The sequence below is a fragment of the Aeromicrobium terrae genome (genome assembly GCF_008039565.1).
Taxonomy (GTDB): Bacteria; Actinomycetota; Actinomycetes; order Propionibacteriales; family Nocardioidaceae; genus Aeromicrobium; species Aeromicrobium terrae.
In genome coordinates this window covers 1-25,230 of sequence record NZ_VDUX01000010.1, presented here as the reverse complement: position 1 = coordinate 25,230, position 25,230 = coordinate 1, and the positions used below count along the sequence as shown (strand labels likewise).

26 protein-coding genes and 1 riboswitch are annotated in these 25,230 nt (G+C 71.0%); of the genes, 13 read left to right on the top strand and 13 right to left on the bottom strand.

Annotated features, from left to right (window positions below):
• Positions 1 to 271: 271 nt before the first annotated feature.
• The 3 genes from dnaB (at position 272) to FHP06_RS15595 (ending at position 3,214) form a co-directional block, all read left to right on the top strand.
• Positions 272 to 1,687, top strand: a complete 1,416-nt coding sequence (gene dnaB / locus FHP06_RS15605; protein WP_230973545.1) for a replicative DNA helicase — start codon at positions 272 to 274, stop codon at positions 1,685 to 1,687.
• 82 nt (positions 1,688 to 1,769) lie between these two features.
• Entirely contained in the window at positions 1,770 to 2,765 is a 996-nt protein-coding gene (locus FHP06_RS15600) for an RNA polymerase subunit sigma-70 (protein WP_147687796.1), read from the top strand.
• The gene (locus tag FHP06_RS15595; protein WP_187271973.1) at positions 2,762 to 3,214 is read left to right on the top strand and encodes a DUF6069 family protein; all 453 of its coding nucleotides are present in this window, start codon (positions 2,762 to 2,764) and stop codon (positions 3,212 to 3,214) included. The genes FHP06_RS15600 and FHP06_RS15595 overlap by 4 nt, the downstream gene beginning before the upstream one ends.
• Here FHP06_RS15595 and FHP06_RS15590 read toward each other — a convergent pair.
• Together FHP06_RS15590 and FHP06_RS15585 are read right to left on the bottom strand one after the other, a co-directional pair.
• Positions 3,133 to 4,173 (bottom strand): DNA polymerase IV, encoded by a 1,041-nt coding sequence (locus FHP06_RS15590; RefSeq protein ID WP_147687794.1) that lies wholly within the window; start codon positions 4,171 to 4,173, stop codon positions 3,133 to 3,135. The two genes, FHP06_RS15595 and FHP06_RS15590, sit on opposite strands and share 82 nt — an antisense overlap.
• Positions 4,170 to 5,684, bottom strand: coding sequence for a hypothetical protein (locus FHP06_RS15585; protein WP_222706512.1), 1,515 nt, complete (start codon positions 5,682 to 5,684; stop codon positions 4,170 to 4,172). Before FHP06_RS15585 ends, FHP06_RS15590 begins: the two co-directional genes overlap by 4 nt.
• Before the next feature lie 4 nt (positions 5,685 to 5,688).
• On the opposite strand from FHP06_RS15585, the gene FHP06_RS15580 reads away from it, so the two are divergent.
• Genes FHP06_RS15580 through FHP06_RS15570 form a run of 3 tightly spaced genes read left to right on the top strand, consistent with a single transcriptional unit; the run spans position 5,689 to position 8,550 of the window.
• Positions 5,689 to 6,345, top strand: a complete 657-nt coding sequence (locus FHP06_RS15580; protein ID WP_230973544.1) for a DedA family protein — start codon at positions 5,689 to 5,691, stop codon at positions 6,343 to 6,345.
• Between the two features lie 24 nt (positions 6,346 to 6,369).
• The gene (locus tag FHP06_RS15575; protein WP_147687790.1) at positions 6,370 to 7,824 is read left to right on the top strand and encodes an NAD-dependent succinate-semialdehyde dehydrogenase; all 1,455 of its coding nucleotides are present in this window, start codon (positions 6,370 to 6,372) and stop codon (positions 7,822 to 7,824) included.
• A 27-nt stretch (positions 7,825 to 7,851) separates the two neighbouring features.
• Positions 7,852 to 8,550, top strand: a complete 699-nt coding sequence (locus FHP06_RS15570; RefSeq protein ID WP_147687788.1) for a hypothetical protein — start codon at positions 7,852 to 7,854, stop codon at positions 8,548 to 8,550.
• A gap of 167 nt (positions 8,551 to 8,717) precedes the next feature.
• Here the strand turns inward: FHP06_RS15570 and FHP06_RS15565 are convergent, their stop codons facing one another.
• Positions 8,718 to 10,712 (bottom strand): ABC transporter ATP-binding protein, encoded by a 1,995-nt coding sequence (locus tag FHP06_RS15565; RefSeq protein ID WP_230973543.1) that lies wholly within the window; start codon positions 10,710 to 10,712, stop codon positions 8,718 to 8,720.
• Between the two features lie 98 nt (positions 10,713 to 10,810).
• On the opposite strand from FHP06_RS15565, the gene FHP06_RS15560 reads away from it, so the two are divergent.
• Positions 10,811 to 11,782 (top strand): NAD-dependent epimerase/dehydratase family protein, encoded by a 972-nt coding sequence (locus FHP06_RS15560; protein WP_147687784.1) that lies wholly within the window; start codon positions 10,811 to 10,813, stop codon positions 11,780 to 11,782.
• Positions 11,783 to 11,887: 105 nt separating this feature from the next.
• On the opposite strand, the gene FHP06_RS15555 is transcribed toward FHP06_RS15560, so the two are convergent.
• Genes FHP06_RS15555 through FHP06_RS15540 form a run of 4 tightly spaced genes read right to left on the bottom strand, consistent with a single transcriptional unit; the run spans position 11,888 to position 15,090 of the window.
• On the bottom strand, positions 11,888 to 14,020 hold the full coding sequence (locus FHP06_RS15555; RefSeq protein ID WP_147687782.1) for a heavy metal translocating P-type ATPase: 2,133 nt from the start codon (positions 14,018 to 14,020) through the stop codon (positions 11,888 to 11,890).
• The gene (locus FHP06_RS15550; protein ID WP_147687780.1) at positions 14,017 to 14,229 is read right to left on the bottom strand and encodes a heavy-metal-associated domain-containing protein; all 213 of its coding nucleotides are present in this window, start codon (positions 14,227 to 14,229) and stop codon (positions 14,017 to 14,019) included. Before FHP06_RS15550 ends, FHP06_RS15555 begins: the two co-directional genes overlap by 4 nt.
• Positions 14,230 to 14,284: 55 nt before the next feature.
• On the bottom strand, positions 14,285 to 14,578 hold the full coding sequence (locus FHP06_RS15545) for a metal-sensitive transcriptional regulator (RefSeq protein WP_147687778.1): 294 nt from the start codon (positions 14,576 to 14,578) through the stop codon (positions 14,285 to 14,287).
• Positions 14,575 to 15,090, bottom strand: coding sequence for a DUF305 domain-containing protein (locus FHP06_RS15540; RefSeq protein ID WP_147687776.1), 516 nt, complete (start codon positions 15,088 to 15,090; stop codon positions 14,575 to 14,577). The genes FHP06_RS15545 and FHP06_RS15540 overlap by 4 nt, the downstream gene beginning before the upstream one ends.
• A gap of 57 nt (positions 15,091 to 15,147) precedes the next feature.
• Between FHP06_RS15540 and FHP06_RS15535 the strand changes: the two genes are divergently transcribed.
• Together FHP06_RS15535 and FHP06_RS15530 are read left to right on the top strand one after the other, a co-directional pair.
• Positions 15,148 to 15,540: a PaaI family thioesterase gene (locus FHP06_RS15535; RefSeq protein ID WP_147687774.1), complete on the top strand. Its 393-nt coding sequence runs from the start codon at positions 15,148 to 15,150 to the stop codon at positions 15,538 to 15,540.
• On the top strand, positions 15,537 to 15,926 hold the full coding sequence (locus FHP06_RS15530; protein ID WP_147687773.1) for a RidA family protein: 390 nt from the start codon (positions 15,537 to 15,539) through the stop codon (positions 15,924 to 15,926). Before FHP06_RS15535 ends, FHP06_RS15530 begins: the two co-directional genes overlap by 4 nt.
• Before the next feature lie 120 nt (positions 15,927 to 16,046).
• On the opposite strand, the gene FHP06_RS15525 is transcribed toward FHP06_RS15530, so the two are convergent.
• A complete protein-coding gene (locus FHP06_RS15525) occupies positions 16,047 to 16,439 on the bottom strand; it encodes a DUF1801 domain-containing protein (RefSeq protein WP_147687771.1) in 393 nt (130 codons plus the stop codon).
• A gap of 16 nt (positions 16,440 to 16,455) precedes the next feature.
• A riboswitch (ZMP/ZTP riboswitch) is annotated at positions 16,456 to 16,544 on the top strand.
• 39 nt (positions 16,545 to 16,583) lie between these two features.
• On the opposite strand from FHP06_RS15525, the gene serA reads away from it, so the two are divergent.
• The gene (serA, locus tag FHP06_RS15520) at positions 16,584 to 17,828 is read left to right on the top strand and encodes a phosphoglycerate dehydrogenase (protein WP_147687768.1); all 1,245 of its coding nucleotides are present in this window, start codon (positions 16,584 to 16,586) and stop codon (positions 17,826 to 17,828) included.
• Between the two features lie 3 nt (positions 17,829 to 17,831).
• Here the strand turns inward: serA and FHP06_RS15515 are convergent, their stop codons facing one another.
• From FHP06_RS15515 to FHP06_RS15495, 5 genes are all read right to left on the bottom strand, one after another.
• Positions 17,832 to 18,458: a DUF4389 domain-containing protein gene (locus FHP06_RS15515; RefSeq protein WP_147687766.1), complete on the bottom strand. Its 627-nt coding sequence runs from the start codon at positions 18,456 to 18,458 to the stop codon at positions 17,832 to 17,834.
• A gap of 41 nt (positions 18,459 to 18,499) precedes the next feature.
• The gene (locus FHP06_RS15510; RefSeq protein WP_147687764.1) at positions 18,500 to 19,711 is read right to left on the bottom strand and encodes a hypothetical protein; all 1,212 of its coding nucleotides are present in this window, start codon (positions 19,709 to 19,711) and stop codon (positions 18,500 to 18,502) included.
• Positions 19,698 to 20,507: an NAD-dependent protein deacetylase gene (locus FHP06_RS15505; RefSeq protein ID WP_147687762.1), complete on the bottom strand. Its 810-nt coding sequence runs from the start codon at positions 20,505 to 20,507 to the stop codon at positions 19,698 to 19,700. The genes FHP06_RS15510 and FHP06_RS15505 overlap by 14 nt, the downstream gene beginning before the upstream one ends.
• Before the next feature lie 16 nt (positions 20,508 to 20,523).
• Positions 20,524 to 21,054 (bottom strand): DUF1697 domain-containing protein, encoded by a 531-nt coding sequence (locus FHP06_RS15500; RefSeq protein WP_147687760.1) that lies wholly within the window; start codon positions 21,052 to 21,054, stop codon positions 20,524 to 20,526.
• A gap of 127 nt (positions 21,055 to 21,181) precedes the next feature.
• Positions 21,182 to 21,763: a TetR/AcrR family transcriptional regulator gene (locus FHP06_RS15495; RefSeq protein WP_187271972.1), complete on the bottom strand. Its 582-nt coding sequence runs from the start codon at positions 21,761 to 21,763 to the stop codon at positions 21,182 to 21,184.
• A gap of 48 nt (positions 21,764 to 21,811) precedes the next feature.
• Between FHP06_RS15495 and FHP06_RS15490 the strand changes: the two genes are divergently transcribed.
• The 3 genes from FHP06_RS15490 to FHP06_RS15480 all read left to right on the top strand — a co-directional run bounded on the left by FHP06_RS15490 (position 21,812) and on the right by FHP06_RS15480 (position 24,966).
• On the top strand, positions 21,812 to 22,216 hold the full coding sequence (locus FHP06_RS15490) for an SCP2 sterol-binding domain-containing protein (RefSeq protein WP_147687756.1): 405 nt from the start codon (positions 21,812 to 21,814) through the stop codon (positions 22,214 to 22,216).
• A gap of 88 nt (positions 22,217 to 22,304) precedes the next feature.
• A complete protein-coding gene (locus FHP06_RS15485; protein ID WP_147687754.1) occupies positions 22,305 to 23,552 on the top strand; it encodes a cytochrome P450 in 1,248 nt (415 codons plus the stop codon).
• A 13-nt stretch (positions 23,553 to 23,565) separates the two neighbouring features.
• Entirely contained in the window at positions 23,566 to 24,966 is a 1,401-nt protein-coding gene (locus tag FHP06_RS15480) for an aldehyde dehydrogenase family protein (protein ID WP_147687752.1), read from the top strand.
• Positions 24,967 to 25,230: the final 264 nt, after the last annotated feature.

Sequence of the window (25,230 nt, the reverse complement as noted above, 5' to 3'; positions counted from 1 at the left end):
TGGCTCCACATCATGTGGAGCGCATCTCCGCAGGTCAGAACCCATGTGGCCAAGTCGGAACGATGTCTGTCCACAGCTGGGTCCACGTGCTGTGCACATCCTGGCCGGGGTTTTCCACGGGCCGACCCAGCGTTGCACACACCCCTTGTGCACCGGCGTCTTCAGCCCAGGCCCCGAGCGGACCTAGTGTCGTGCGTCGGGCGTACGTCGCCAGGGGGAAATGTCAGTCAGGACGCCTAGCGTCCTGTGCATGGAGAGGAGGACCGAGCTCGTGAGTGTCGCGGATCTCTACGCGGCGGGCGCCGAGCCCGACCACGACGGCTCGGCCCGGGTTCCTCCGCAGGACCTGGCGGCGGAGCAGAGCGTCCTCGGCGCCATGCTCCTGTCGAAGCAGGCCATCGACCCGGCCTCCGACGTCCTCCAGGGCCGCGACTTCTACCGCCCCGCGCACGAGACCATCTTCGACACCATCGTCGACCTCGCCTCGCGCGGCGAGCCGGCCGACGCCATCACCGTCGCCGCCGAGCTCCAGCGCCAGGGCGAGCTGGCTCGGGTCGGCGGTGCGCCATACCTCCACACGCTGGTGGCGGGCGTCCCCATCGCGTCCAACGCCGACTTCTACGCCGAGATCGTCCGCGAGAAGGCCATCCTGCGCCGCCTCATCGAGGTCGGGCAGAAGATCGCCGGGTACGGCTGGTCCGAGCAGGGCGAGATCGCCGAGATCGTCGACCGCGCCCACGCCGAGGTGCTCGACGTCGACGGCTCGTCGGCCGGCGAGGACTACCGCGTCATCGGCGAGCTCCTCCCGGAGACCATCCAGGAGATCGACGCCATCCAGACCCGCGTCGGCGAGCTCGCCGGCCTGGAGTCCGGCTTCCCGGACCTGGACCGCCTCACCACCGGCTTCCGGCCCGGCCAGATGATCGTCGTCGCCGCCCGACCCGGCGTCGGCAAGTCCACGCTCGGCCTCGACTTCTGCCGCGCCGCCTCCATCAAGCAGGACGTCCCGTCCGCCATCTTCAGCCTGGAGATGACGGGCGCCGAGATCGCCATGCGTCTGCTCTCGGCCGAGGCCAAGGTCAACATCCACCACATGCGCAGCAGCGGCGGCATGTCCGACGCCGACTGGTCGAGCGTCAGCCGCGTGATGGCCAAGGTGAACAGCGCGCCCATCACCATCGACGACTCGCCCAACATGACCATGCCGGAGATCCGGTCCAAGGCCCGGCGGATCAAGAAGCAGCACGGGCTCGGCCTGCTGGTCATCGACTACCTCCAGCTGATGACGTCGGGCAAGCGGGTGGAGAACCGCCAGGTCGAGGTCTCGGAGTTCTCCCGCCAGATCAAGCTGCTCGCCAAGGAGCTCGAGGTCCCCGTGGTGGCCATCAGCCAGCTGAACCGTGGTTCGGAGCAGCGCACCGACAAGCGGCCGCAGCTCTCCGACCTCCGCGAGTCCGGATCCATCGAGCAGGACGCCGACATCGTGCTGCTGCTCAACCGGCCCGACATGCACGACGGCGGCGAGTCCGAGCGACCCGGCGAGGCCGACCTCATCCTGGCCAAGAACCGCTCCGGCCCCACCAGCGTCGTCACCACGGTGTTCCAGGGCCACTACTCGCGCTTCATGCCCATGACGCGCCAGTCCGACGCCTCCGCCGGTGCCGCCGCCGGCGACTTCTACGGCTGAGTCCCCGCGCCGCGTCCGGCGCAGTGATGAGTTTCCCCGCTCGTCGCCGTCATACCTGTGACGGCGACGAAAGGATCACGCGATGATGACGGACACGCGGCGGGAGGAGCTGGTCGTGGGCGACCTGGGCACGGTCGACGAGCCGACCTTTGCCGGACTGGCCGACCGCCACCGGCGCGAGCTGCACGTGCACTGCTACCGGATGCTCGGCTCGTTCGAGGACGCCGAGGACGCCGTGCAGGAGACGCTTCTGCGTGCGTGGCGGAAGCGGGCCACCTTCGAGGGTCGGTCGACGTTCCGGGCCTGGCTCTACCGCATCGCCACGAACACCTGTCTCGACCTGCTCGCCACGCGTCGACCGCAGCCCGCGTCCGGCGGTGAGGTGCCGTGGCTCCAGCCGTACCCGGACCGGCTGCTCGACGAGCTGCCGGCGGACGAGGCCGACGAGCCGGAGAGCGTCGCCGTCGCGCGAGAGACCATCGAGCTCGCGTACCTGGCCGCGGTCCAGCACCTCGCTCCGCGACCGCGGGCCGTGCTGATCCTGCGCGACGTCGTCGGCTGGCCGGCGAAGGACGTCGCGGAGCTGCTCGGTGACTCGGTGAACTCGGTGAACAGCGCCCTGCAGCGAGCCCGGGCCGGGCTCCGGGAGCACCTGCCGACCGAGCGGCAGGACTGGACCGACGGTGACGAAGGTGCCGAGGCGCGCGAGCTGGTGCGCCGGTTCACCGACGCCACGGTGGCCACCGACCTGGACCGCATCACGTCGATGCTGCGGCACGACGTGCGCAGCGCGATGCCGCCGACGCCGGGGGTCCGGCTCGGCCGCGACGCCGTCCTGGCCGACTGGGTCGCGGACGGATTCACCAGCCTCGAGGGGCTTCGCGGCGTTCCGACCGCGGTGAACCGGCAGCCGGCGGTCGCCTTCTACCTGTGGAGCGAGCAGGAGAACGCGTTCACGGCGCTGACCCTCGACGTGCTGCGGATCGTCGGCGGCGCGATCACCGACGTCACGATCTTCGGTGCCGACCGGTTCCCGTCGCTCGGGCTGCCCGAGCGCCTGGTCGAGGAGCGGGCATGAGGACCACGATCCGCACCGGCGTGCTGGCCACGGTCGCCGCGATGGCGGCCACCGCCCTCGGCGCGGCGCTGGCCCGTGGTGCCGGTGTGGGCTTCGTGATCTCCGACGCCGGCGACTCGATCCCGGTGTCCGGCGTGGCCTTCGTGACCGGCGTCTTCTCGCTCGTCGGTGTGGCGATCGCCGCGGCGCTCCGGCGGTGGAGCGCCAGGCCGGCGACGCTCTTCGTCCGGGTCGCCGCGGCACTGACGGCGCTCTCGCTCGTGCCGCCGGTCCTGGCGCCGGCCGACGCGGGCACGACCGGCACCCTCGTCGTGCTGCACCTCGTGGCGGCGGCGGTGATGATCCCGCCGCTGGCCCGCAGCCTCGGTCAGTACCCGCCCTCGGGCGGCACCATCTCGCTGCGGATGCCGAGCAGGCGCACCGGCCGGTCGTCCTCCAGCCGGTCGTAGAGGGCGAGCGCGGTCGCGGCGATCACGGCGGGGTCCGACGTCGGCTCGGACAGCTTCCGCGACCGGTTCACGGTGAAGAACGGCTTGAACCGGATCTTCAGGTGCACCCGCATGCAGGCGCGGCCCTCGCGGCGCAGGTCCTCGACCACCGCGTCGGCGAGCTCGCGCAGCGCCGGTTCCACCTCGTCGCGGCCGACCAGGTCCTGCTGGTACGTCGTCTCGCGGCCGTGCGCCCGCGCCACCCACGGGGTGTCGTCGACGGTCCGGCGTCCCTCGCCACGCCCGAGCCGTCCGATGTGCGGTCCGGTGGTCGGACCGAACTCCGCCGCGAGCGCCTCGTCGTCGGCCGCCGCCAGGTCGCGCACCGTGGCGTAGCCGAGGTCGGCGAGCCGGTCGCGGATGCGCGGGCCGATGCCCCAGACGGCGTCCGTCGGCAGGTCGCCCAGGAGGTCGAGCCAGGTGTCCGCCGTGAGCACGTAGACGCCGCGCGGCTTGCCGTAGTCGGTCGCCACCTTCGCCCGGACGAGGGTGTCGCCGACGCCGACGGAGCAGTGCAGCGACGTCGCCGCGAGCACGGCCGCCTGGATGTCGTGCGCGTACGCGACCGGGTCGTCGGTGTCGACGCCGACGAACGCCTCGTCCCAGCCGAGCACCTCCACCACGGCGCCGGGCATGGCCTTCAGCGTCGCCATGACCTGCGCGGACGCCGCTTCGTAGACGGGCCGGTCGACCGGCAGCAGGATCGCGCCGGGGCACTTGCGCATCGCGATCTTGAGCGCCATGCCGGAGCGGACGCCGAACTCACGGGCCTCGTACGACGCGGTGGAGACGACGGCCCGCTCGTTCGGGTCGCCGCGCCCGCCGACGATCACGGGCTTGCCGGCCAGCTCGGGGTTCCGCAGGATCTCGACGGCGGCCAGGAACTGGTCGAGATCGACGTGCAGGACCCAGGGGCTCATTGGTACGTGATCAGGTCGGGTCGAGGGCGGACCGCCCAGGTCTTGCGGGGTGAGCGGATGGGCTTGTCCTCGTCGTAGAAGTTCTTCCAGCCGAACGCGACCCCGTCGGGGAGACCGCGGCGGATCGCCTTCCAGGTGCCCATCTTCTCGCCCTGGGTGCCCTGGCCGTCGACGTGCACGACGGTGGCGAGCTCGGGATGCGTGGTCACGAGTCGCGAGCGGTTCCGGATCATCGAGGTGGAGAACTGGTGCAGCACGAACGCCTTCTGCGGCAGGCGGTACTTCCGGGTGAGCCGGGCCAGCCAGTCGCTGGTGCGGTTCACCTCACCGATCGACACCGACCCGATCTGCTGCAGCGGCTTCTGCTCCTTCTTCAACCGCCACTCCGGATCGAGGGCCAGGCCGACGTGCGGCTCGCGCAGGAGCGACCGGTACCGCTTGGCCTGCTTCAGGAAGTCGCTGCGACCCGGCTGCAGGTCGAGGATCACGTACATGCCGGCCTTGCGGGCGGCGTCGACCCACGGCCTGAGCGTCTTCACCGACGCCTCCGCCGAGTAGTCCTTGTCCCTGCCCGCGCCGGCGGACGCGATGGTGGCGATGAGCTCGAACGTCGGGACCACGGGCCGGTCGGTGTACCGCGCGTACCGGGACGCGACGACCTTGGCGCGGCGCACCGACTTCGTGACGCCCTGCTCGCCGAGCACGCCGAGCGCCGCGGAACCGGGGTGCCCATACAGCGCGACGAGGTGCCGGTTCCGGAACAGCAGGTATCCGCCGCCGGGCTGGGTGGCGCCGTCCCGGACGACCGAGAGCGTGTAGCCGAGGCTGCGGGCGAACGGTGTGCCGAGCGCGATGACCGGAGTCCGCGGCCGGTCGCGCAGCACCTGCGCGGCGCGCGGTGCCGACCGTGGATCGGCGTCCGGGACGGGCAGCACGGTCGCCCCGGCGTTCCGCGCGGTGGTCACGGCCGCGAGGTTCGCGGTGACCGAGCGGGTGAGCACGATGACGTCGTTGGCCTGCGGTGACGGCACGCGATGGGCGCGCCGGGCGCTCTCGACCGCGGCGTCGACGGCCGAGCTGGTGGCGCCGACCGCGACGCTGTCCGACAGCTTCCGGACGGCGCCGACGGCCAGGACGCGGCGGGCCTGCAGCCGAGCGATCTCCTCGGCGGTGTCGGGACCGTCCAGCAGCATCGGGGCGCGAAGCTGCTCCGCGGCCCTGGCCGCGAGGCCCTGGGCGGCCGGGTCGGCGGACGGTGCGACCACGACGACGGGCGCGCTGCGGTACAGGCGCCGGCTGGTGCCGAGAGCCGACCCGACGGGTGAGGAGGCGGGGACCACGTCGAGCGCCTTGGCCGGAGTCGCGAACGGCGAGGCGCCGCGCCGGACGGGCTCGCGGGCGTCGTCGGTCGAGGAGGTGAATCCGACCGAGGCGCCGACCACCAGGAGGGCACAGGCGGCGGCCATCAGGGTGAGCACGGTCGGGCGATTGCCGTGGCCGGTTACGCTCATGGCCGTGACCATACTGGCCGACCTGGCCGCCGAGACGTCGGCCGTGCCGACCGACGGGCTGACCGGTCTGGTCGCCGACCTGATGGGCGACCTCGGCCTCTTCGGCGCCGGTCTGGTGCTCGCCGTCGAGACGTTCTTCCCGTTCCTGCCGAGCGAGGTCGCCCTCCCGCTAGCGGGCTTCACGGCCAGCATCCCGGGCAACTTCGGGCTCGTCGCGGTGATCGTCGCGACGACGATCGGCAGCGTCGTCGGCGCCCTCGCCCTGTACGCGTTCTCCCGGGCGTTCGGCCGCGACCGCACCCGGGCCCTTCTCCTGAAGGCTCCGCTGGTCACCGCCCGCGACATCGACAAGGGCGAGGCGTGGTTCGCCCGCAACGCCTCGGCCGCGGTCTTCTTCGGCCGGATGGTGCCGGCGGTGCGCAGCCTCGTGTCCGTGCCGGCCGGCGTCGAGGCGATGGGCGTCGCCCGGTTCACGCTCTGGACCGCGGCGGGCAGCCTGATCTGGAACACCATCTGGATCGTCGCGGGCTACCAGCTCGGCTCCAACTGGGAGAAGGTCGAGGAGTACGCGAACATCCTCAAGTACCTGCTCGTCGTGGTCGTCGTCGCGGCGGTCGCCTGGTTCGTCTGGACCCACCTCAAGGCACGACGGGCCGCCTGACAGGGCCGGTTATACGCTCGCACGATGAGCGAGAAGTCAGTCGTCGACGGGGTCCATCCGCAGCTGTTCATCGGGGGTGCGTGGCGTGACGCCGAGGGCGGCGCGACGTTCCCGGTGCACGATCCGTCCACCGGCGAGGTGCTCGTGGAGGTCGCCGACGCGTCCGTCGCGGACGGCACGGCGGCCCTCGACGCGGCCGTCGCCGCGCAGGCCGACTGGGCCGCGACCCCGCCCCGCGACCGTGGCGAGATCCTCCGGTCGGCGTTCGAGTCCGTCACCGAGCGGGCCGACGAGCTCGCGCTGCTGATGACGCTTGAGATGGGCAAGACCATCACGGAGAGCAAGGCCGAGATCACCTACGGCGCCGAGTTCTTCCGCTGGTTCTCCGAGGAGGCCGTGCGCATCGCCGGCCGCTACTCGACCGCCCCCAACGGCGCCACGCGGCTGCTGACGCTGAAGCAACCGGTCGGCCCGTGCCTGATGATCACGCCCTGGAACTTCCCCCTGGCCATGGGCACGCGCAAGATCGGACCGGCCATCGCGGCGGGCTGCACGATGGTCGTGAAGCCGGCCGGGCTGACGCCGCTCACGATGCTCTGGCTCGCGCAGGTGCTCGCCGACGCGGGGCTCCCGGACGGCGTGCTGAACGTCGTCACCACGTCGCGCACCGGTGACGTGATGGAGCCGCTGATCCGCGACCCGCGGCTGCGGAAGCTGACGTTCACCGGCTCCACCGAGGTGGGCCGCACGCTCGTCGAGCAGAGCGCGGAGGGGCTGCTGCGTGTCTCGATGGAGCTCGGCGGCAACGCCCCGTTCCTGGTGTTCGACGACGCCGACGTCGACGCGGCTGTCGACGGCGCGATGCTCGCGAAGATGCGCAACATCGGCGAGGCGTGCACGGCCGCGAACCGGTTCATCGTGCACGAGGCGGTGGCCGAGGAGTTCGGACAGAAGCTCGCCGACCGGATGGGCGGGCTGACCGTCGGGCGCGGCACCGAGGACGGCGTGGACGTCGGCCCGCTCGTTGAGGAGAAGCAGCGTGACAAGGTGGCCGAGCTCGTCGACGACGCCGTGGGCAAGGGCGCGGAGGTCCTCACCGGAGGCTCGGCCGTCGAGGGCGACGGCTGGTTCTACCAGCCCACCGTCCTGACCGGCATCGCCGAGGACGCCCGCCTTCGTCGTGAGGAGATCTTCGGCCCGGTCGCACCGATCATCACGTTCCGCGACGAGGACGAGGCACTGGAGCTGGCCAACGACACCGAGTTCGGGCTCGTCGCCTACGCCTACACGCGCGACGTCTCCCGCGTCGTCCGCGTCTACGAGAAGATCCAGACCGGGATGATCGGCATCAACCAGGGCATCGTCTCCAACCCGGCCGCCCCGTTCGGCGGCGTGAAGGCCTCCGGCTTCGGCCGCGAGGGCGGTGCCGAGGGCATCGAGGAGTACCTGGAGACCAAGTACGTCGGTCTCGCCCTGTGACGATGAGCCACTAGGTACATTCATCCGGTGCGTCTCCGTCTGCTCGTCCTCGCCCTGCTGGCCCCGTTGGTGCTGGCTGCCTGCGCGGGAGACCCCCCGGTGACCCCGACCAAGGACCCCGGACCCCTGGACACGGCGTCGTCGCCGTCGCCGCGACCGACGGCGAAGGACTCGCCGGCCTGCGAGCTGCTCACGTCCGCCGAGCGGAAGTCGATCGCCGGCGCGAAGGTCGACGTCGTGGCGCCGGGCAACGCCCCGCGCGGCGGGTACCAGTGCAAGTGGGTGAAGTCGCTGCAGGCACCCACCCCCACGCTCATCGCGGTGGTGGTCACGTCGGCGCAGCAGTGGTCCAAGAGCGTCCCGCAGCAGGTCGACCGGGCCATCGCCGCCGGCGCCGCCAAGAAGAAGACGTTCCTGAAGCGGCTGCTCGCCGCCAAGAAGAAGGTGCGGCACGGCACGGACAAGATCACCGACCGGGAGGCCTGCGACATGTTCTCCCTGATGTCGGAGATCTACGGTCGCAAGAAGGGCACGTACGAGGTCGTCTCCTTCCCCGCGTACGGCACGCAGCTGTCGGTCAACGCACGCAGCTGCCGGAAGGGTCGCTACATCTCCTTCACCTACACCGAGGGCAAGCTCCAGCCGTCGGGCCCGCTGAGCTTCGCGGCGCTGCGGCTGCTCCACATCACCGAGGCCCGCGCGGCCAAGCTGGCAGCTCGGAATTAAAGAGACCCGGTGGTCGAGTGCGCCCGCGAGCGCCAGCGAGCTGGGCGTGTATCGAGACCACTCCCGGAGCGAGTTTGATCACCCACTAGGTCTCGATACGCCGGGCGCCTCCGGCGCGCACACTCGACCTGGCCGCACGTTCGCGCGCTGAGCGCGCTCGGCGCGTCTCAGAAGGACACGTCGGCGCGACGGTCGTCGTGGCGGCGGTCGCAGACCAGTGAGCCGTCGGAGTACCGGACGCCGTCGGTGAACCGGGCCTCGATCTGGCCCGAGCCGAACTGCTCGACGTAGAGCCGCGCGTAGAGCCCGCCGGCCTCGAGCAGCTCGTCGTGGCTGCCGCTCTCCACCACCATGCCGTCGTCGATGCCGAAGATGACGTCGGCGGAGCGGATGGTGGACAGCCGGTGGGCGATGGCGATGGTGGTGCGGTCGCGGGTGGCGCGCTCGAGTGCCTCCTGCACCAGTCGCTCGGTCTCGGTGTCGAGCGCCGACGTGGCCTCGTCGAGGATCAGGATGCGCGGGTCCATCAGCAGGACGCGGGCGATGGCGAGGCGTTGCTTCTCGCCGCCGGACAGCCGGTAGCCGCGCTCGCCGGTGATGGTCTCGTAGCCGTCGGCGAACCCGAGGATGCGGTCGTGGATGTTCGCGTCGCGTGCGGCTTGCTCGATCTCCGCCGCCGTGGCGTCGGGCTTGGCGTAGGCGATGTTGTCGCGGATGGTGCCGTGGAACAGGTATGGCTCCTGGGTGACCATGCCGACCGCCTCGGCCACCGAGCCGAGCGTCAGGTCGCGGACGTCGTGGCCGTCGATGAGCACCGCGCCCTCGGTGACGTCGTAGAACCGCGGCACCAGGTACGTCATGGTGGTCTTGCCCGCACCGGACGGGCCGACGATCGCGGCCAGCTGTCCGGGCTCGACCCGCAGGCTCACTCCGCGCAGCGCCCAGCCCTCGCTCGGCGCCGCGTCCTCGTCGCGCTCGATCCGCACGCCGGAGTCCCCGAACCGGTCGCGGTTGACGGTGCCGGACAAGGCCCGCGGCTCGGGGTACTGGAACCAGACGTCGCGGAACTCGATGGCACCGTGCAGGTCGGCGTCGTCGATGCGGACCGCACCGGGCTTCTCGGTGATGGCCGGCTCGAGGTCGAGGTACTCGAAGATCCGACGGAACAGCGCGAGCGACGTCTGGACGTCGAGGCTCACGCGCATCAGCTGGAGCAGCGGCATCTGCAGCCGGGCCTGCAGCGTGGTGAACGCGACGAGCGTGCCGGCCGTCAGCGTGGCCGAGCCGCCGGTGATCATCAGGCCGGCGGCGAGGTAGAGCACGGCCGGCGTGATGGCGAAGAACGCCTGCACGGTGGCGAAGAACGCGCGGCCGGTCATCGCCTGCTCGACCTGCAGGCGGGTCTGCTGCCGATTGGCCTCGCGGTACCGCTCGACCTCGGCGTCGGCGCGGTTGAAGACCTTGGAGAGCAGGATGCCGGAGACGCTGAGCGCCTCCTCGGTGATGGCCGTCATCTCCGACAGCGACTCCTGCGTCTTGCGCGCGAGGCGCTGCCGACGTCGCCCGACGCGCAGCTGGATGGCGATGAACACCGGCATCAGGATCAGGGTCAGGATCGTGAGCTGCCAGGACAGGACCACCATCGCGATGAACGCCGCCGTGACCGTGACGGTGTTCTGCAGGATCGACGTTGCGGTGTCGGTGAGCACGGTGCGCACGCCGGCGACGTCGTTGGCCAGCCGCGACTGGATGTTGCCGGTCTTGGTGGCGGTGAAGAACGCCAGCTCCATCGTCTGCAGGTGCGCGAACAGATCGCCGCGGAGGTCGGCCATCGCGGAGTTGCCGACGGTGGACGTCAGCCAGTTCTGGGCGATGCCGATGAGGGCCGCCACGATCGGGATGACGCACAGCCCGACGACCAGCCAGGCGAGCAGGTCCATCCGCGGGTCGCCGGACTTCGGGAACAGGGCGTCGTCGAACACCGCCTTGGTGAGGAACGGTGCGAGCGAGTTCAGGATCGCGGCCGAGACGACGGCGACCGCGACGAGCACGAGCTTGCTGCGGTAGGGGTGGAGCAGCCCGGCGATGCGGCCGAGCACCGGCTCGTCGAGCTCAGCGTCGGCGGGGCCGAGGTGAGTGACGACGGGGCTGCTGCGGGGCACGTCCTCGATGCTATGCGGCATCACCCACCCCCACCCGGTTCGTGCGCTGTGGGCGAACGGGCCTGGCGGGTCGCTCGGATGGGTGCTTGCGTGGGGGCATGACGTCCTTCCTGGTCCTCGGCGGAACGGCGTGGCTCGGGCGGGAGGTGGCGCGCGAGGCCGCGGCGCGCGGGCACGACGTCACGTGCCTGGCCCGGGGCGAGTCGGGCGACGCCCCACCCGGCGTGCGGTTCGTCCGCGGCGACCGCGACGACCCACTGGCCTACGACGACCTCACCCAGCAGCGGTGGGACGCCGTCGTCGACGTCACCCGTCAGCCCGGCCATGCGCGCAGCGCGGTGCTCACCCTCGGCGACCTCGCCGGTCACTGGACGTTCGTGTCCACCGGCAACGTCTACGCCGACCTGTCCGTCCCGCTGGTGGAGGACGCCGCCCTGCTCGAGCCGCTGGCCGACGACGTCGCGACACCCGAGCTCTACGGCGAGGGCAAGGTCGCGTGCGAGCAGGCCGTGACGGCGTTGCCGAACCACCTGGTGCTCCGCGCCGGGCTGCTCGGCGGGCCGGGCGACCCGTCGGACCGGCTCGGCTACTGGGTCGCTCGCTTCGCGCGGGACCCCGGCCCCGCGCTCGTGCCGGACGTCCCGGACCTGCCCGTCCAGGTGCTCGACGTCCGTGACCTCGCCACGTTCATCGTCGACGCGGCGCTGCGCGGGGTGACCGGCGTGATGAACACGGCCGGCACGCCGCTGCCGTTCGCCGAGGTGCTCGCGATGTCGGCGGGCGCCGCGGGCCACGACGGCTCGACCCGGCCGGCGGCGGCGGACTGGCTGGCCGAGCACGACGTCCAGCCCTGGATGGGCCCGCGGTCGCTGTCGCTGTGGATCCCCGACGACGCCCTGGGCATGGTCGAGATGGACACGTCCCGCGCCGCCGGTGCCGGCCTGGCCCGGCGGCCGCTCGCCGAGACGCTGGCCGACATCATGGCGGACGAGCGGGCCCGCGGCCTCGACCGCGAGCGCCGCGCCGGCCTCACCGCGGCCGATGAGGCGGAGCTGCTCGCCGCCCTGTGATCTCGATACACCGCCTCGTTCCTCGGCGGCACTCGATCACCGGATGCTCGGTGATCGAGTGCCGAGCGAGCGCCAGCGAGTGAGGCGTATCGAGATCACACGTCGTCAGTGGAACCGGCGCAGGCGGAGGCTGTTGGTGACGACGAAGACCGAGCTGAACGCCATGGTCAGGCCGGCGATCATCGGGTTGAGGAAGCCCAGGGCGGCCAGCGGGATGGCGGCGACGTTGTAGGCGAAGGCCCAGAACAGGTTGCCCTGGATGGTGCGCAGCGTCGCGCGGGACAGCCGGACGGCGTCGACGGCGGTGGCGAGGTCGCCGTGCACGAGCGTCAGGTCGGACGCGGCCATCGCGACGTCGGCGCCGGTGCCCATCGCGATGCCGAGGTCGGCCGCGGCGAGCGCCGCCGCATCGTTGACGCCGTCGCCGACCATCGCCACGACGCGACCCTCGTCGCGCAGCTTCTCGACCGTGCGGAGCTTGTCCTCCGGCGTCACCTCGGCCTCGACCCGCCCGATGCCGACCTCGCGCGCCACGTCCTCGGCGACCTCGCGACGGTCGCCGGTCAGCAGCACCGGCTCCAGCCCGAGCGCCCGGAGGTCGCGGACGGCACCGGCTGAGCTCTCCTTCACCGTGTCCGCGACGGTGATGGTGCCGAGCGGCTGCCCGTCCGCCTCCACCGCGACGACGGTCCCGATGCTTGCCGCGCCCTCGGTCCTTGAGCTCGTCGAAAGGACGTGACCCACCCACGACGGCCGCCCCGCCCGGACGACCCGGCCGTCGACGACGCCCCGCACGCCCTGGCCGGCGACGTTCTCGAACTCGGTGACGGCACCCGGCTCGGTGAGCGTCGCGATCGCCCGCGCGACCGGGTGCTCCGACGCGTGCTCGAGCGTCGCGGCGACGTGCCGCAGGTCGTCCTCGTCGACCCCGTCGGCGGGGGTGACGTCGGTGACGGCCATCTGCCCGGTGGTGACGGTGCCGGTCTTGTCGAGCACGACGGTGTCGATGCGCCGCGTCGACTCCAGCACCTGCGGGCCCTTGATCAGGATGCCGAGCTGGGCGCCCCGGCCGGTGCCGACCATCAGGGCGGTCGGCGTGGCGAGCCCGAGCGCGCACGGGCAGGCGATGATCAGCACGGCCACGGCCGCGGTGAAGGCCTCGGTCGTGGAGCTGGTCGAAAGCACCCACCCGACGAACGTCAGGACGGCCAGCACGATGACGGCCGGCACGAACCACGCGGAGACGCGGTCGGCCAGGCGCTGGACCTCGGCCTTGCCCTCCTGGGCCTCCTCGACGAGCCGCACCAGCTGGGCGAGCCGGGTGTCGGCGCCGACGGCGGTGGCGCGGACGACCAGCCGGCCGTCGAGGTTCACGGTGGCGCCGGTGACCTCGGAACCCGGACCCTTCTCGACCGGCAGGGACTCACCGGTGAGCATCGACTCGTCGACGCCGGACCGGCCCTCGACCACGACGCCGTCGGTGGCGATCCGCTCGCCCGGACGCACGGTGAACTCCTCGCCGAGCGCGACGTCGACCACCGGCTGCAGGTCCATCAGGGCGCGGAGCGCGGCGCTCGACTGCTTCTTCGCGCGCGCCTCCAGGAAGTGGCCGGCGAGGATGAACGTGGTGACCGCGGACGCGACCTCGAGGTAGATCTCGTCGCCGCCCACCCCGGCGGCCGTCCACGTCCACTCCATCCGCATCATCCGGTCCCCGGCGTCGCCGACGAACAGCGCCCACAACGACCACAGGTACGCGGCGCCGACGCCGACGCTGATCAGCGTGTCCATCGTGGCGGCGCCGTGCCGGGCGTTGAGCGCGGCCGACCAGTGGAACGGGTACGCGCCCCACAGCACGACCGGCGTGGCCAGCGCGAGCACGACCCACTGCCAGTAGTCGAACTGGGCCGCCGGCACCATCGACAGCACGAGCACCGGAACGGTCAGCACCGCCGAGACGACCAGCCGTCGCCGGATCGAGCGGAGGCCGTGCAGGCCGCCATGCTCGTCCGCGGGCTGCTCGTGGGGGAGCGTCGCGGAGTAGCCGGTCTTGGCGACGGTGTCGACGATCGTCTGCGGGTCGAGGCCCGCGGGCAGCTCGACCGTGGCCTTCTCGGTCGCGTAGTTCACCGTGGCGGTGACACCGTCGAGCCGGTTGAGCTTCTTCTCGATGCGCGCGGCGCACGACGTGCACGACATCCCCTGCACGTCGAGCCGCAGCACCGTGGGAGCGGTCATGTCAGGGCGTAGCCGGCCTCGTCGACCGCCTCCGCCACGGAGTCGCGCGAGACCGGGGCCTCGCTCGTGACCGTGACGGTGGACGTGCCGCCGGCGACGAGGTCGACGTCGACGGACGTGACGCCGTCGAGCGCGCCGACCTCCTCGCTCACCGCGTGGACGCAGTGCTCGCAGGTCATGCCGGTGACGGAAAAGGTCTCGGTGGTCATGAAGGTCCTTTCGAAGGTGGTTCCTGAGCCTGTCGAAGGGCTCAAGGAACGAAGGTCAGGATCGGACGAGTCGGGCGATGGCGTCGGAGGCCTCGCGCACCTTCACGTCGGCCTCGTCACCCCCGGTGCGGGCGGCGTCGACGACGCAGTGGGCGAGGTGCTCGTCGAGCAGCTTCAGGGCGACGGACTCGAGCGCCCGGGTCGTCGCGGAGACCTGGGTGAGGACGTCGATGCAGTACGTGTCCTCCTCGACCATGCGGGACAGGCCGCGGACCTGGCCCTCGATGCGTCGGAGCCGGGCGAGGACGGCGACCTTGTCGTCGCTGTAGCCGGGGTTGGGATCGCTCATCGCAGGAGCTCCTTCATCAGGTCGATCTCCCGCACCTGTGTGCGGGTGATGTCGTGGGCGAGGTCGATGGCCTCGGAGTTCTCGCCGTCGCGCATCTCGCGCTCGGCCATGGTCACGGCGCCCTCGTGGTGCTGGATCATCGACTTCAGCCACAGCCGGTCGAACTCGGTTCCGGTGGCGGCGGCGAGCTGGTTCATGCGGAAGTCGCTCATCATCGAGTCCTCCCGCATGTGGGCCATCCCGTGGCCCGGCGGGTCGGGGGGGTCCCAGTCGTCGAGCCAGGCCTTCAGCGTGCGGATCTCCGGCCGCTGGTTCTTCGCGACCTGTGCCGCCAGGTCCCGGACCTCCGCGCTCGCCCCGGCGTCGTCGACCAGGTCGGCCATCGCCAGGGCCTGCTCGTGGTGCGGGACCATCTGCTGGGCGAAGTCGATGTCGGCCTCGTTGTGGTCGGTGTCGCCCCCGCACCCGGCCAGGAGCAGCACCGCAGCCAGGAGTGGAGCGAGCAACCTCATGACCCGGACGGTACCCCCTAGGGGTATGAATCTCAAGGCCGCTCCTAGAGTCGGCCCATGACACAGCAACCCGGGCTCGACGGAGTCCTCGGCGTGGAGCACATCGAGGCCGGCCCCGACAAGGTCGTCGCGCGGTTCACGATCGGCGAGCAGCACCTGCAGCCCTTCGGCATCCCGCACGGCGGCGTCTACTGCTCGGTGCACGAGTCGACGGCGAGCTCTGCGGCCTACATCTGGCTGCAGGAGCGCGACCCCGAGAGCGTCGTCGTCGGCACGAACAACATCTGCGACTTCCTGCGTCAGGCCAAGCTCGGCGACGTCATCGACGTCACCGCCACGCCCATCCAGCGCGGCCGCACGCAGCAGCTGTGGCGCGTGGAGTCCCACGACCAGGACGGCCGGCTGATCGCCCAGGGCCAGGTCCGGCTGGCCAACATCAAGCCGCGATGACCCGCCGCCACGCCCGCTCGGGCTCGCCGTTCGAGGACTCCATCGGCTTCAGCCGGGCCGTCCGGGTGGGCGAGACGGTCGCCGTCTCCGGCACTGCTCCGGTCTGGCCGGACGGCCACGTCGACCCGGACCCCGCCGTCCAGGCGCGTCGCTGCTGGGAGATCGCCCTCGACGCCCTGGCCGAGCTCGGCGGGACACCCGCCGACGTCGTCCGCACCCGCCAGCTCATCATCGATGCCGCCGACGCCGACGCGATCGGCGCCGTGCACGGGGAGACCTTCGGCGACGTCCGCCCGGCCAGCACCATGGTCGTCGTCGCCGGCCTGCTCGACCCGCGCTGGAAGGTCGAGGTCGAGCTCGACGCCGTGGTCTCCGTTGAACGGTGACCTAGCGTCCATCGACCCGTTGGAGCGGTGACTTGGCGTCCACTGCGACCCTCGAGGTGGACGCCTACACACCGCCCCAGGGCGACGTCAGCGTGTCGGTGGCTCCGCGTCCACCGGCGGTCAGGGCTGCTTGAGCTTCCGCCAGCCACCCGCGCGGTTGTCGGCGATCAGCTGACGGAAGAACGCCAGCAAGGGCTCGCGGCGGATCTCGTCGCCCTCGCGGAAGCCGATGGTCCGCGCGGTCTGGTTGTCGTGCCCGGCGGTGATCAGCCCGTCCGGGTCGGGGACGATGCCGCCGTCGTAGACGAAGACGTTCACGTGGTCCTTGGCGGCGAGGAAGGCCGCGACGTTCCCGTCGAGAACGAAGTAGGGCTGGACGGTGCGCTTGATCGTCTCCGTCAGCTCCGGGTCGGCCTCGTGCAGGATCTCCCGCACCTGCTCGAAGATCTCCTGCTGCCAGTCCGGGAGCTTCTCCAGGTACTCGTCGACCCTCGGGTCCCGCCGGTCTCCCATGCGTCCGTAGACTAGTGACGTCGGGAGCGACTGGCGTTGAGGTGGATACCACCGGGAAGCCCCGACGGACCGAGATCAACGGGACCGTTCGCCTGGGCCCCTCCGAGAATTCCCGCACGGAGGCCCACCATGACCATGATGACCATGACCCCAGCCACGCCGTTCCCCACCGAGGCGATCGACGACGCCGACGTCCGCGTGCTGCTGCTGGAGAACATCCACACCGACGGCGCCGAGTTCCTGCGCGGCAAGGGCTACCAGGTCGAGCAGGTCGACCGCGCGCTCGGCGAGGACGAGCTGATCGAGGCGATCCAGGGCGTCCACCTGCTCGGCATCCGGTCCACCACGTACATCACCGAGAAGGTCCTCGACGCCGCTCCGGACCTGCTCGCCATCGGCGCCTTCTGCATCGGCACCAACCAGATCGACCTGCCGGCCACGTCACGCCGCGGCGTCGCCGTCTTCAACGCGCCGTACTCCAACACCCGCTCGGTGGTGGAGCTCGCGATCGCGGAGATCATCTCGCTGGCCCGCCGCCTGCACGAGAAGTCCACCGACATGCACGCCGGCATCTGGAACAAGTCGGCCGCCGGCAGCCACGAGGTGCGCGGCCGCACGCTCGGCATCGTCGGCTACGGCAACATCGGCAGCCAGCTGTCGGTGCTCGCCGAGGCGCTCGGCTTCAAGGTGATCTTCTACGACATCGACGACAAGCTCGCCCTCGGCAACGCGCGCCGCTGCGCCACGCTCGAGGAGCTGCTCGCCGAGGCCGACGTCGTCACGTTGCACGTCGACGGCCGGCCGGGCAACGCGGGCCTGTTCGGCGACGCGGAGATGTCGCTGATGAAGCCGCGCTCGCTGTTCCTCAACCTCTCCCGCGGCATCGCCGTCGACCCGGCCGCGCTGCGGGCGCACATCGAGTCCGGCCACATCGCCGGCGCCGCGGTCGACGTCTTCCCGGTCGAGCCCAAGCGTCAGGGCGACCCGTTCGAGTCCGAGCTCCGCGGCCTCAAGAACGTCATCCTCACCCCGCACGTCGGCGGCAGCACCGAGGAGGCGCAGCAGGACATCGGGCGCTTCGTCGCGTCCAAGCTGCGCTCGTACACCGCGTTCGGCAGCACGTCGCTCAGCGTGAACCTGCCCGAGATCAACCTCGCGGCCGACACCACGCGGCACCGCCTGGCGCACGTGCACCTCAACGCCCCCGGCGTCCTCGCCACGATCAACGGGCTGATGGGCGACCACGGCGTCAACATCGAGGCGCAGTCGCTCGCGACCCGCGGCGAGCACGGCTACGTCATCACCGACGTCGCCGAGGCCGTCGCACCTGAGGTGCTCGCCGAGCTGGCGCAGCTTCCCGAGACGGTCCGGCTGCGCCAGCTCTCCTGAGCCCTACTGGGTGCTGAACGGCGGGTACTCGTCGGTCAGCAGGTAGACGTAGCTGACGAGCCTGGTGTTCCAGCGCGAGACGCCGATGACGAACCGGCCCATGCCCTCGGGCCAGCGGCCGAGGATGATCACGGCGAACCAGCCGACGAAGACGACGACGCCGACGGCGATGCCCACCAGCGCGAGCACGATGAACTGCGGGATCGCCAGCAGCAGGCGGAAGAAGATGGTGAGCCGGTTGCGTCCCTCGGTCGACGGGACGACGTCGATGCGGACACGGGGGTCCGTTCCCGGGTCGTCGAACGACGTGTCGAAGGCGAACGGCGGATACTCCTCGCGCAGCCAGAACAGGTAGGTGCCGACCCGTGCGGAGTAGCGGACGTACATGATGATCGGCTTCTGCAGGCCCTCCGGCACCGTGCCGGTGATCACGCCGACGATCCAGCTGACGACGGCGAGGAGCTCGGCCACGATGCCGAGCACGTAGAGCACGATGATGTGCGGGATGGCGAGCAGCCAGTGCACCAACGGTCGCCAGCGCGCGATCTTCTCGGGCGTGTCGAACGTGTAGGTGATCGGGTAGCCCGACGCAGGCGTGCCTGCGGCGGGGGTGACGGTCTCATCGGTCATGGGCTGAAAGTACCGCTGAATCCGGGCTTCGGGTGCGTTCTTCAACCGTTGGCGTCGTCGTCGCCGGAGAGCACCTGCTTGGCCTTGCGGCGCAGGCGAGCGCGGCCGAGCCGGACGACGTGGCGGGTGGGCACGGGACGCACGGGCAGCTCGTCGGGGTCGCGGTACGGCTCGGTCATCCCGCTGGCGTGCAGCACGCCCATCGCCGCGGCGGCGGCCAGCCGGGTGGACACCTCGGTGGGCGCCACGCCGTCGCCGGCCTCGGGGGTGGTGGCCAGGTCGGCGAGGTCGCCGACGACGCGCACTCCTGACGCGGCGATGGCGCCGGCCATCTCCGCCCCGATGCCCGCCGCCTCGTCGAGGGCCCACTGCTGTGCCCGGACCTTCGGCTCCGACGCGTCGCGGGGGCGGGCCTGCAGGTAGCGCGCGGCGCCGAGTCGCATCGCCTGCAGATGCATGTGCTTGGGCAGCTTCGCCTTCGTGAACTGCCGGTTGAACTCGCGGATGAGCTCGACCTCGGACCAGGACAGCGACCGGTTCGCCAGGTCGTCCTCCGCCGACAGGGTCCCCTCGGCGGCGCCGGTCAGCTGCTCGAAGACCCGGAGGAGGTGGTCGGGACGGCGTCGGTCGGCGACGACGACGGTGACGTGGTCCGTCCCCACCGCGGCGGCCCACCGCTCCACCAGCCGGTCGTGCCGGTGCCGCCACCAGAACGTCGGGGTCAAGCGCGTGGTGTCGGCCTCGTGGAGCATCGCGGTGAGCCAGGTGTCCAGGTCCGCGCGCAGGCCGCTCTGCACGTACTGCTGCCACTGCGACGCGAGCAGTCCGGCGATCGGCCGCAGCGTGACGACGACGTGGAGGCCGGACGAGCCAGATCTTTCCGCCCACGGCCCGGAACCCCCGCCCAGGTCGTCGACCGCCCGTTCGATCGCGGCGGGCCGGGCGTCGGCGAAGAACTCGCTGCTGACGACCACGCACCGCGCGCGACTGCGTCGGACCTCCCGGGCGAACGACTTCCACGGCCGCAGCGTCTTCGCGGAGCCGACGACGTCGCGATCCGTGTAGGCGTCGACGAGCGTCTGCACCTGCACCATCGGCTGGCTGTCGGCGCCGGCGTAGGCGATGCCCTGCCGGGCGAGTGCCGGCCGCGACGTGTGGAACGCGTGCTGCACCGACGTGGTACCGGTCTTGTGCGGGCCGACGTGGAGGAGCCGGGTGCCGTCGGGGACGCACAGGTCGTCAGACGGGGGCACCCGTCGTCACCTCCGTGCCCGACCAGGCCGCGAGCGTCTCGGCACACCCGGCGTCGAGCTTCACGTCCGCGAGGTCGTCGCCGCGCGTGGCGCCGCGGTTGACGATGACGACCGGGATCCCGTTGGCTCGCGCCCGACGGACGAACCGCAGGCCGGACATCACCTGCAACGACGAGCCGAACACCACCAGTGCCTCGGCCGCCTCGGTCAGGGCGTAGCAGCGCTCGACCCGGTCCTTCGGCACGTTCTCGCCGAAGAAGACGACGTCCGGCTTGAGCCGCCCGCCGCAGCTCGAGCAGCCGGCGACCGCGAAGCCCGACGTGTCGTCGAGCTCGACGTCGCCGTCCGGGCGCATCGTCGCGTGCTGGTCGGCCCAGCCGGGGTTGAGGACGGACAGCCGGGCCTGGAGCTCGTCGCGGGTGGACAGCTCACGGCAGTCGAGGCAGATGACGCGGTCGACGCGCCCGTGCAGGTCGATGACGTCGCGGTGCCCGGCCTTCTCGTGCAGCCCGTCGACGTTCTGCGTGATCAGCCCGCTGAGCCGTCCGGCCGCCTCGAGCTCGACGAGCGCGTGGTGCGTGGCGTTCGGCTGTGCCTCGGACATCCGGCTCCAGCCGACGTGCGCCCGCGCCCAGTACCGCTGCTGAGTCTCGGGGCCGGAGACGAGCTCCTGATAGGTCATCGGCGTGCGGACCGGCGCACCCGGCCCGCGGTAGTCCGGGATCCCCGAGTCGGTGGACACGCCCGCGCCCGTCAGAACCAGCCAGCGGCGATCGGTCAGGACGGGGGGAATCACCCGTCCAGACTAGGACTCACGCGGAAATCAGCCCGATGAGCTTCTCGACGGTGTTGAGGTTGCGGGCGGTGGCCGGCTCGCCGAGGGCCTTGAGGATCGTGTTCGTCTTCATCTGCTCGTGGCCGGCGCCGTCCGCGTAGCGGATGTGGAGGTCGCGGCCGATGACCTCCCAGTGGTCGTCGCCGGTCTCGAACGTCCGGGCCTTCTCGATCGCGGCCTTCGTCGGCTCCTTCGCCATGAACGAGACGTACGAGAACTTGGCCTGGACCACCTCGAACGGGTGGGCGTCGAGGGCCTCCTGCAGCTCGGCGCGCGTGCGCGAGACCACCTCGCGGAAGAACCCGTACCGCTTCTCGATGGCCTGCTCGAGCCCGCGCTCGAAGGCGTCGAGGTCCTTCGGCGGGGTGGCGATCAGGTTGCCCGACGCGATGTAGGTGGAGACGTGGGTGGCGCCCAGGTCGGCGGCGATCTCCCGCAGCTCGGCCATCGGGAGCTTGGCCCCGCCCACGTTGACGGCTCTCAGGAGGAAGACTCGCGGCTCGCTCATGAGGCGATTCTTCCCCCGGACGTGCAAAACCCGGCCGGGAGGGAGCCACGGGCCGGGTTTGCGAAGCAAATGGCGGGAGGGAGTTGGTGCCACCTGCACTCACTACAACGAGTTCTAGTCGAGGGGGTTACGGAGGTGACGAGAAAGTTTTTCCGGACTCGTCCGCCATCGCGAGCGCCATCGCCCGGAACTGCTCCAGGGACCACTCCAGCGTGGCGACGTCGTGGACGCCGGTGGACTGCTCATAGCCGATGAGCAGGTACAACGCGGCGCGCGCGAGCACCGCGGCCCGCTCCGGATCGCCGATCAGCGCCTCGAACGCCTCCTGCACCGCGTCCAGGCGCTCGCGGTCGACATCCTCCTGCACCGCCGCGACCGCCGGGTCGATGCCCGCCCACACCCGGATCGCCGCCTCCGCGGAGTGCGGAAGGCTGATGCCGGCCTGCATCAGCAGGTCGATGCGCTCGTTGATGTCGCCCTCGCTGCGGGCCAGCTCGCTGGTGCGGGTGGTGCGCTCGGTGTGCCAGTGGTCGATGAGACGTGTGGTGTAGTCCTGCCACGACTCGAACGAGTGGTAGAACGCGCCGGTGGTGACGCCGAGCCGGGCGCACAGCGGCGCGAGCTTCAGCCCGCCGTAGCCGTCCTCCGCGAGGATCTGCAGGCCCGCGACGTAGTAGCGGTCCTGCAGGGCGTCGTTCGTGGTCGGCACGAGCACATCGTATAGACAAGACCGGGTTTCCATAAGTAGACTTATGGAATGTCGTTCCGTGATTCCGGCGAAGTCGTCCACTACATCGGTGGCATCTTCGAGACCGCCTTCCAGGACCCCGAGCTCGCTCCCAAGCTCAAGGCCGCCGACGTCGTGCTGCTGTTCGAGTTCTCCGATCCCGACACCCGCCTCGTCGTCGACATGGCGAACGGCGCGGTCAGCGAGGAGGTCGGCGACCTCCAGGTCGGCGCCACCATGGCGATGTCCGCGGACGTCGGCAACGCGTACTGGCAGGGCAAGGAGAACCTGCCGCTCGCGATGGCCAAGGGAAAGATCAAGGTCAGCGGCAACGTCGCCTCGCTGCTTCGCCTGGCTCCGCTGAGCAAGAAGCTGTACCCCGTCTACGTCGACCGCCTCAAGCAGGACGGTCGCGACGACCTGGTCGTCGCGTAGTTCTCCCCATGAAACCGCTCGCAAGCTGCCTGTATCGCGTCAGAACCCGCGAGAGCTCGCGCTTTCACGGGGACCCCAGGAGGAACGGATGACCGTCGCCACGGACCGCGCGTTCCACCCGCTCCGCGTCACCGACCTCGACTTCTGGGGTCGCACGTTCGACGAGCGCGAGGAGGTGTTCCGCACGCTCCGCGACGAGGCGCCGGTCAGCTGGCACCCGCCGATGGAGGGCGGGATCATGCCGTCCGAGCAGGAGGGCGTCTGGGTCGTCACCCGCCACGAGGACGTCCGCGCGGTCAGCCGCGACCCCGAGACGTTCTGCTCCGGCCAGGGCGTGCAGTGGGAGGACGTCCCCGACGACCTGCTCAGCGCGTCGCACTCGTTCCTGGCCGAGGACGCCCCGCGCCACGGAGCGCTGCGGGCGCTGGTGAGCGCCGCGTTCACCCGCAAGCAGGTGCAGCTCATCGAGCAGCAGATCAAGGCGCAGGCGCAGCGAATCGTCGACGACCTCCTCGACGCCGGCGAGGGCGACTTCGTCGAGCTCGTCTCCAAGCGCCTCCCGATGTGGACCGTCTACGAGATGATGGGCCTCGACCCGGCCGTGCGCGACGAGGCCGCGCACCTCGCCGACCAGATGGTCGGGTTCAACGACCTCGACGTCCTCGACGGCCGCGAGCCGGGCGAGGTCCTCAACGAGGCGCTCGTCGGTCTGCTGATGATGGGCCTGGAGTTCGCCGACCACCGCCGCAACCACCCGGCCGAGGACCTGATGACGAACCTCGTCCAGGCCGAGGTCGACGGGCAGCGGCTCACCGACGACGAGATCGCCGCGTTCTTCGTCCTCATCTCCGTCGCAGGCAACGACACGACGCGCAACACCATCAGCCTCGGCGCGCGGGCGCTGCAGGACTTCCCGGAGCAGCGCGCGCTCCTGCGCGACGACTTCGACGGCGTCATCGGCACCGCCACCGACGAGCTGCTGCGCTGGGCGTCGCCGGTCATGACGTTCCGGCGCACCGTCACCCGCGACACCGAGCTGCGCGGCGTCCCGATCGCCGAGGGCGACTGGGTCGCGATGATGTACACGTCGGCCAACCGCGACGAGCGCGTCTTCGACCGCCCCTACGAGCTCGACCTGCTGCGCAAGCCCAACCCGCACGTCGGGTTCGGCGGCGGCGGGCCGCACTTCTGCCTCGGGAACTTCGTCGCGAAGTTCCAGATCCGCGAGATCTTCTCCCAGCTGCTCACGCGTGCGCCGAACCTGGACCTGGGCGAGCCGGAGCACCTCGTGGGAAACTTCGTGCGGGGGGTCAAGCGCATGCCCTGCACGGTCTGACCGGAGGAACACCATGACCACGACCGAGATCAACCCCGCGTCCACCGAGGCCGAGCGCCTCGAGGACCTGATGGCGAGCCTGCGCGCCGTGCACGCGTCAGGCCGCACCAAGTCGATCGAGTGGCGCCTCAAGCAGATCGAGGGCATCGAGCGACTCGTCACCGAGCGCGAGGCCGACATCGCGGCTGCGCTGAAGGCCGACCTCGGTCGCAGCGCCGAGGAGGCGTGGCTCGCGGACGTGAACCCGAGCCTCGGCGAGGCCGTCTACGCGCGCAAGCACCTGAAGAAGTGGATGCGCCGGCGTCGTTCCGGCCTGCCGCTCAACCAGCGCCCGAGCAAGGCCTGGGTGCAGTACGAGCCGCTGGGCGTCGTCTTGGTCATCTCGCCGTGGAACTACCCGATCTACCTCGCGCTGAGCCCGCTCGTCGCCGCCGTGGCGGCCGGCAACTGCGTGGTCGTCAAGCCGTCCGAGCTCGCGCCGGCCTGCTCCGCGCTGATGGCCGACCTGCTGCCGAAGTACCTCGACCCCGAGGCCGTCGTGGTCGTCGAAGGCGACGGCGCCACGTCGCAGAACCTGCTGGCGCTCGGCTTCGACCACGTCCTGTTCACCGGCGGCACCGAGATCGGCCGCAAGATCATGGCCGGCGCGGCGCCGACGCTCACGCCGGTCACGCTCGAGCTGGGCGGCAAGAGCCCGGTCGTCATCGCCGCCGACGCCGACATCGAGGTGGCCGCCCGTCGCATCGCCTGGGTGAAGCTGCTCAACTCCGGCCAGACGTGCATCGCGCCGGACTACATCCTGGTCGAGGAGCCCGTGCGGCAGAAGTTCGTCGACACGCTGCTCTCGACGCTCAAGGAGTTCCGCTCCGAGGCGCCCGACGCCGGTCTGCCGATCGTCAACGAGCGCCAGCATCAGCGGCTCGCCAGCTACCTCGAGGCCACGAAGGGCACGGTCGTCGCCGGCGGAGAGGTGTCGGCGGCCGACTGCACGATCCAGCCCACCGTCATCGTCGACCCCGACCCCGACGAGCCGGCCATGACCGACGAGATCTTCGGCCCGATCCTGCCGATCATCCCGGTGAGCAACCTCGACGAGGCGGTCCGGTTCATCAACGGCCGGCCGAAGCCGCTCGCCCTGTACGGCTTCACGAAGTCCAAAGCGACGCGCGACCGCCTGGCCGACGTCCCCGCCGGCGGCACCGTGTTCAACCACATCGCGATGCACGTCCTCGTGCCGCAGCTGCCGTTCGGCGGCGTCGGCGACAGCGGCACCGGCGCGTACCACGGCGAGTGGGGCTTCCAGACGTTCAGCCATCGCAAGGCCGTGCTCGCCAAGCCGTCCAAGCCGGACCCGAAGTTCGTCTACCCGCCCTACACCGACCGCGCCCTCAAGCTGATGCGCCGCCTGTTCTGACCGACGTCCCTGTCATTGAGTGCCCGCGAGCTCTGCGAGCGGGTGTTTCGAGATCACCCTTGCTGGTGGTCTCGATACACCCCCAGCTCGCTGGCGCTCGCGGGGGCACTCGACCACCGGAGCGGCTCGGTGATCGAGTGCCTGCGAGGTCTGCGAGCGGGTGTTTCGAGATCACCGTTGCTGGTGGTCTCGATACACCCCCAGCTTGCTGGCGCTCGCGGGGGCACTCGACCACCGGAGCGGCTCGGTGATCGTGTGCCTGCG

Coding starts and splice junctions, on each gene's coding strand:
- FHP06_RS15545 (WP_147687778.1), bottom strand. CDS start 14,578: ATGAGCGATCCCAACCCCGGCTACAGCGACGACAAGGTCGCCGTCCTC.
- FHP06_RS15540 (WP_147687776.1), bottom strand. CDS start 15,090: ATGAGGTTGCTCGCTCCACTCCTGGCTGCGGTGCTGCTCCTGGCCGGG.
- FHP06_RS15600 (WP_147687796.1), top strand. CDS start 1,770: ATGATGACGGACACGCGGCGGGAGGAGCTGGTCGTGGGCGACCTGGGC.
- FHP06_RS15515 (WP_147687766.1), bottom strand. CDS start 18,458: ATGACCGATGAGACCGTCACCCCCGCCGCAGGCACGCCTGCGTCGGGC.
- FHP06_RS15560 (WP_147687784.1), top strand. CDS start 10,811: ATGACGTCCTTCCTGGTCCTCGGCGGAACGGCGTGGCTCGGGCGGGAG.
- FHP06_RS15555 (WP_147687782.1), bottom strand. CDS start 14,020: ATGACCGCTCCCACGGTGCTGCGGCTCGACGTGCAGGGGATGTCGTGC.
- serA (WP_147687768.1), top strand. CDS start 16,584: ATGACCCCAGCCACGCCGTTCCCCACCGAGGCGATCGACGACGCCGAC.
- FHP06_RS15590 (WP_147687794.1), bottom strand. CDS start 4,173: ATGAGCCCCTGGGTCCTGCACGTCGATCTCGACCAGTTCCTGGCCGCC.
- FHP06_RS15500 (WP_147687760.1), bottom strand. CDS start 21,054: ATGAGCGAGCCGCGAGTCTTCCTCCTGAGAGCCGTCAACGTGGGCGGG.
- FHP06_RS15575 (WP_147687790.1), top strand. CDS start 6,370: ATGAGCGAGAAGTCAGTCGTCGACGGGGTCCATCCGCAGCTGTTCATC.
- FHP06_RS15485 (WP_147687754.1), top strand. CDS start 22,305: ATGACCGTCGCCACGGACCGCGCGTTCCACCCGCTCCGCGTCACCGAC.
- FHP06_RS15585 (WP_222706512.1), bottom strand. CDS start 5,684: ATGAGCGTAACCGGCCACGGCAATCGCCCGACCGTGCTCACCCTGATG.
- FHP06_RS15490 (WP_147687756.1), top strand. CDS start 21,812: ATGTCGTTCCGTGATTCCGGCGAAGTCGTCCACTACATCGGTGGCATC.
- FHP06_RS15550 (WP_147687780.1), bottom strand. CDS start 14,229: ATGACCACCGAGACCTTTTCCGTCACCGGCATGACCTGCGAGCACTGC.
- FHP06_RS15525 (WP_147687771.1), bottom strand. CDS start 16,439: ATGGGAGACCGGCGGGACCCGAGGGTCGACGAGTACCTGGAGAAGCTC.
- FHP06_RS15595 (WP_187271973.1), top strand. CDS start 2,762: ATGAGGACCACGATCCGCACCGGCGTGCTGGCCACGGTCGCCGCGATG.
- FHP06_RS15530 (WP_147687773.1), top strand. CDS start 15,537: ATGACCCGCCGCCACGCCCGCTCGGGCTCGCCGTTCGAGGACTCCATC.
- FHP06_RS15480 (WP_147687752.1), top strand. CDS start 23,566: ATGACCACGACCGAGATCAACCCCGCGTCCACCGAGGCCGAGCGCCTC.
- FHP06_RS15535 (WP_147687774.1), top strand. CDS start 15,148: ATGACACAGCAACCCGGGCTCGACGGAGTCCTCGGCGTGGAGCACATC.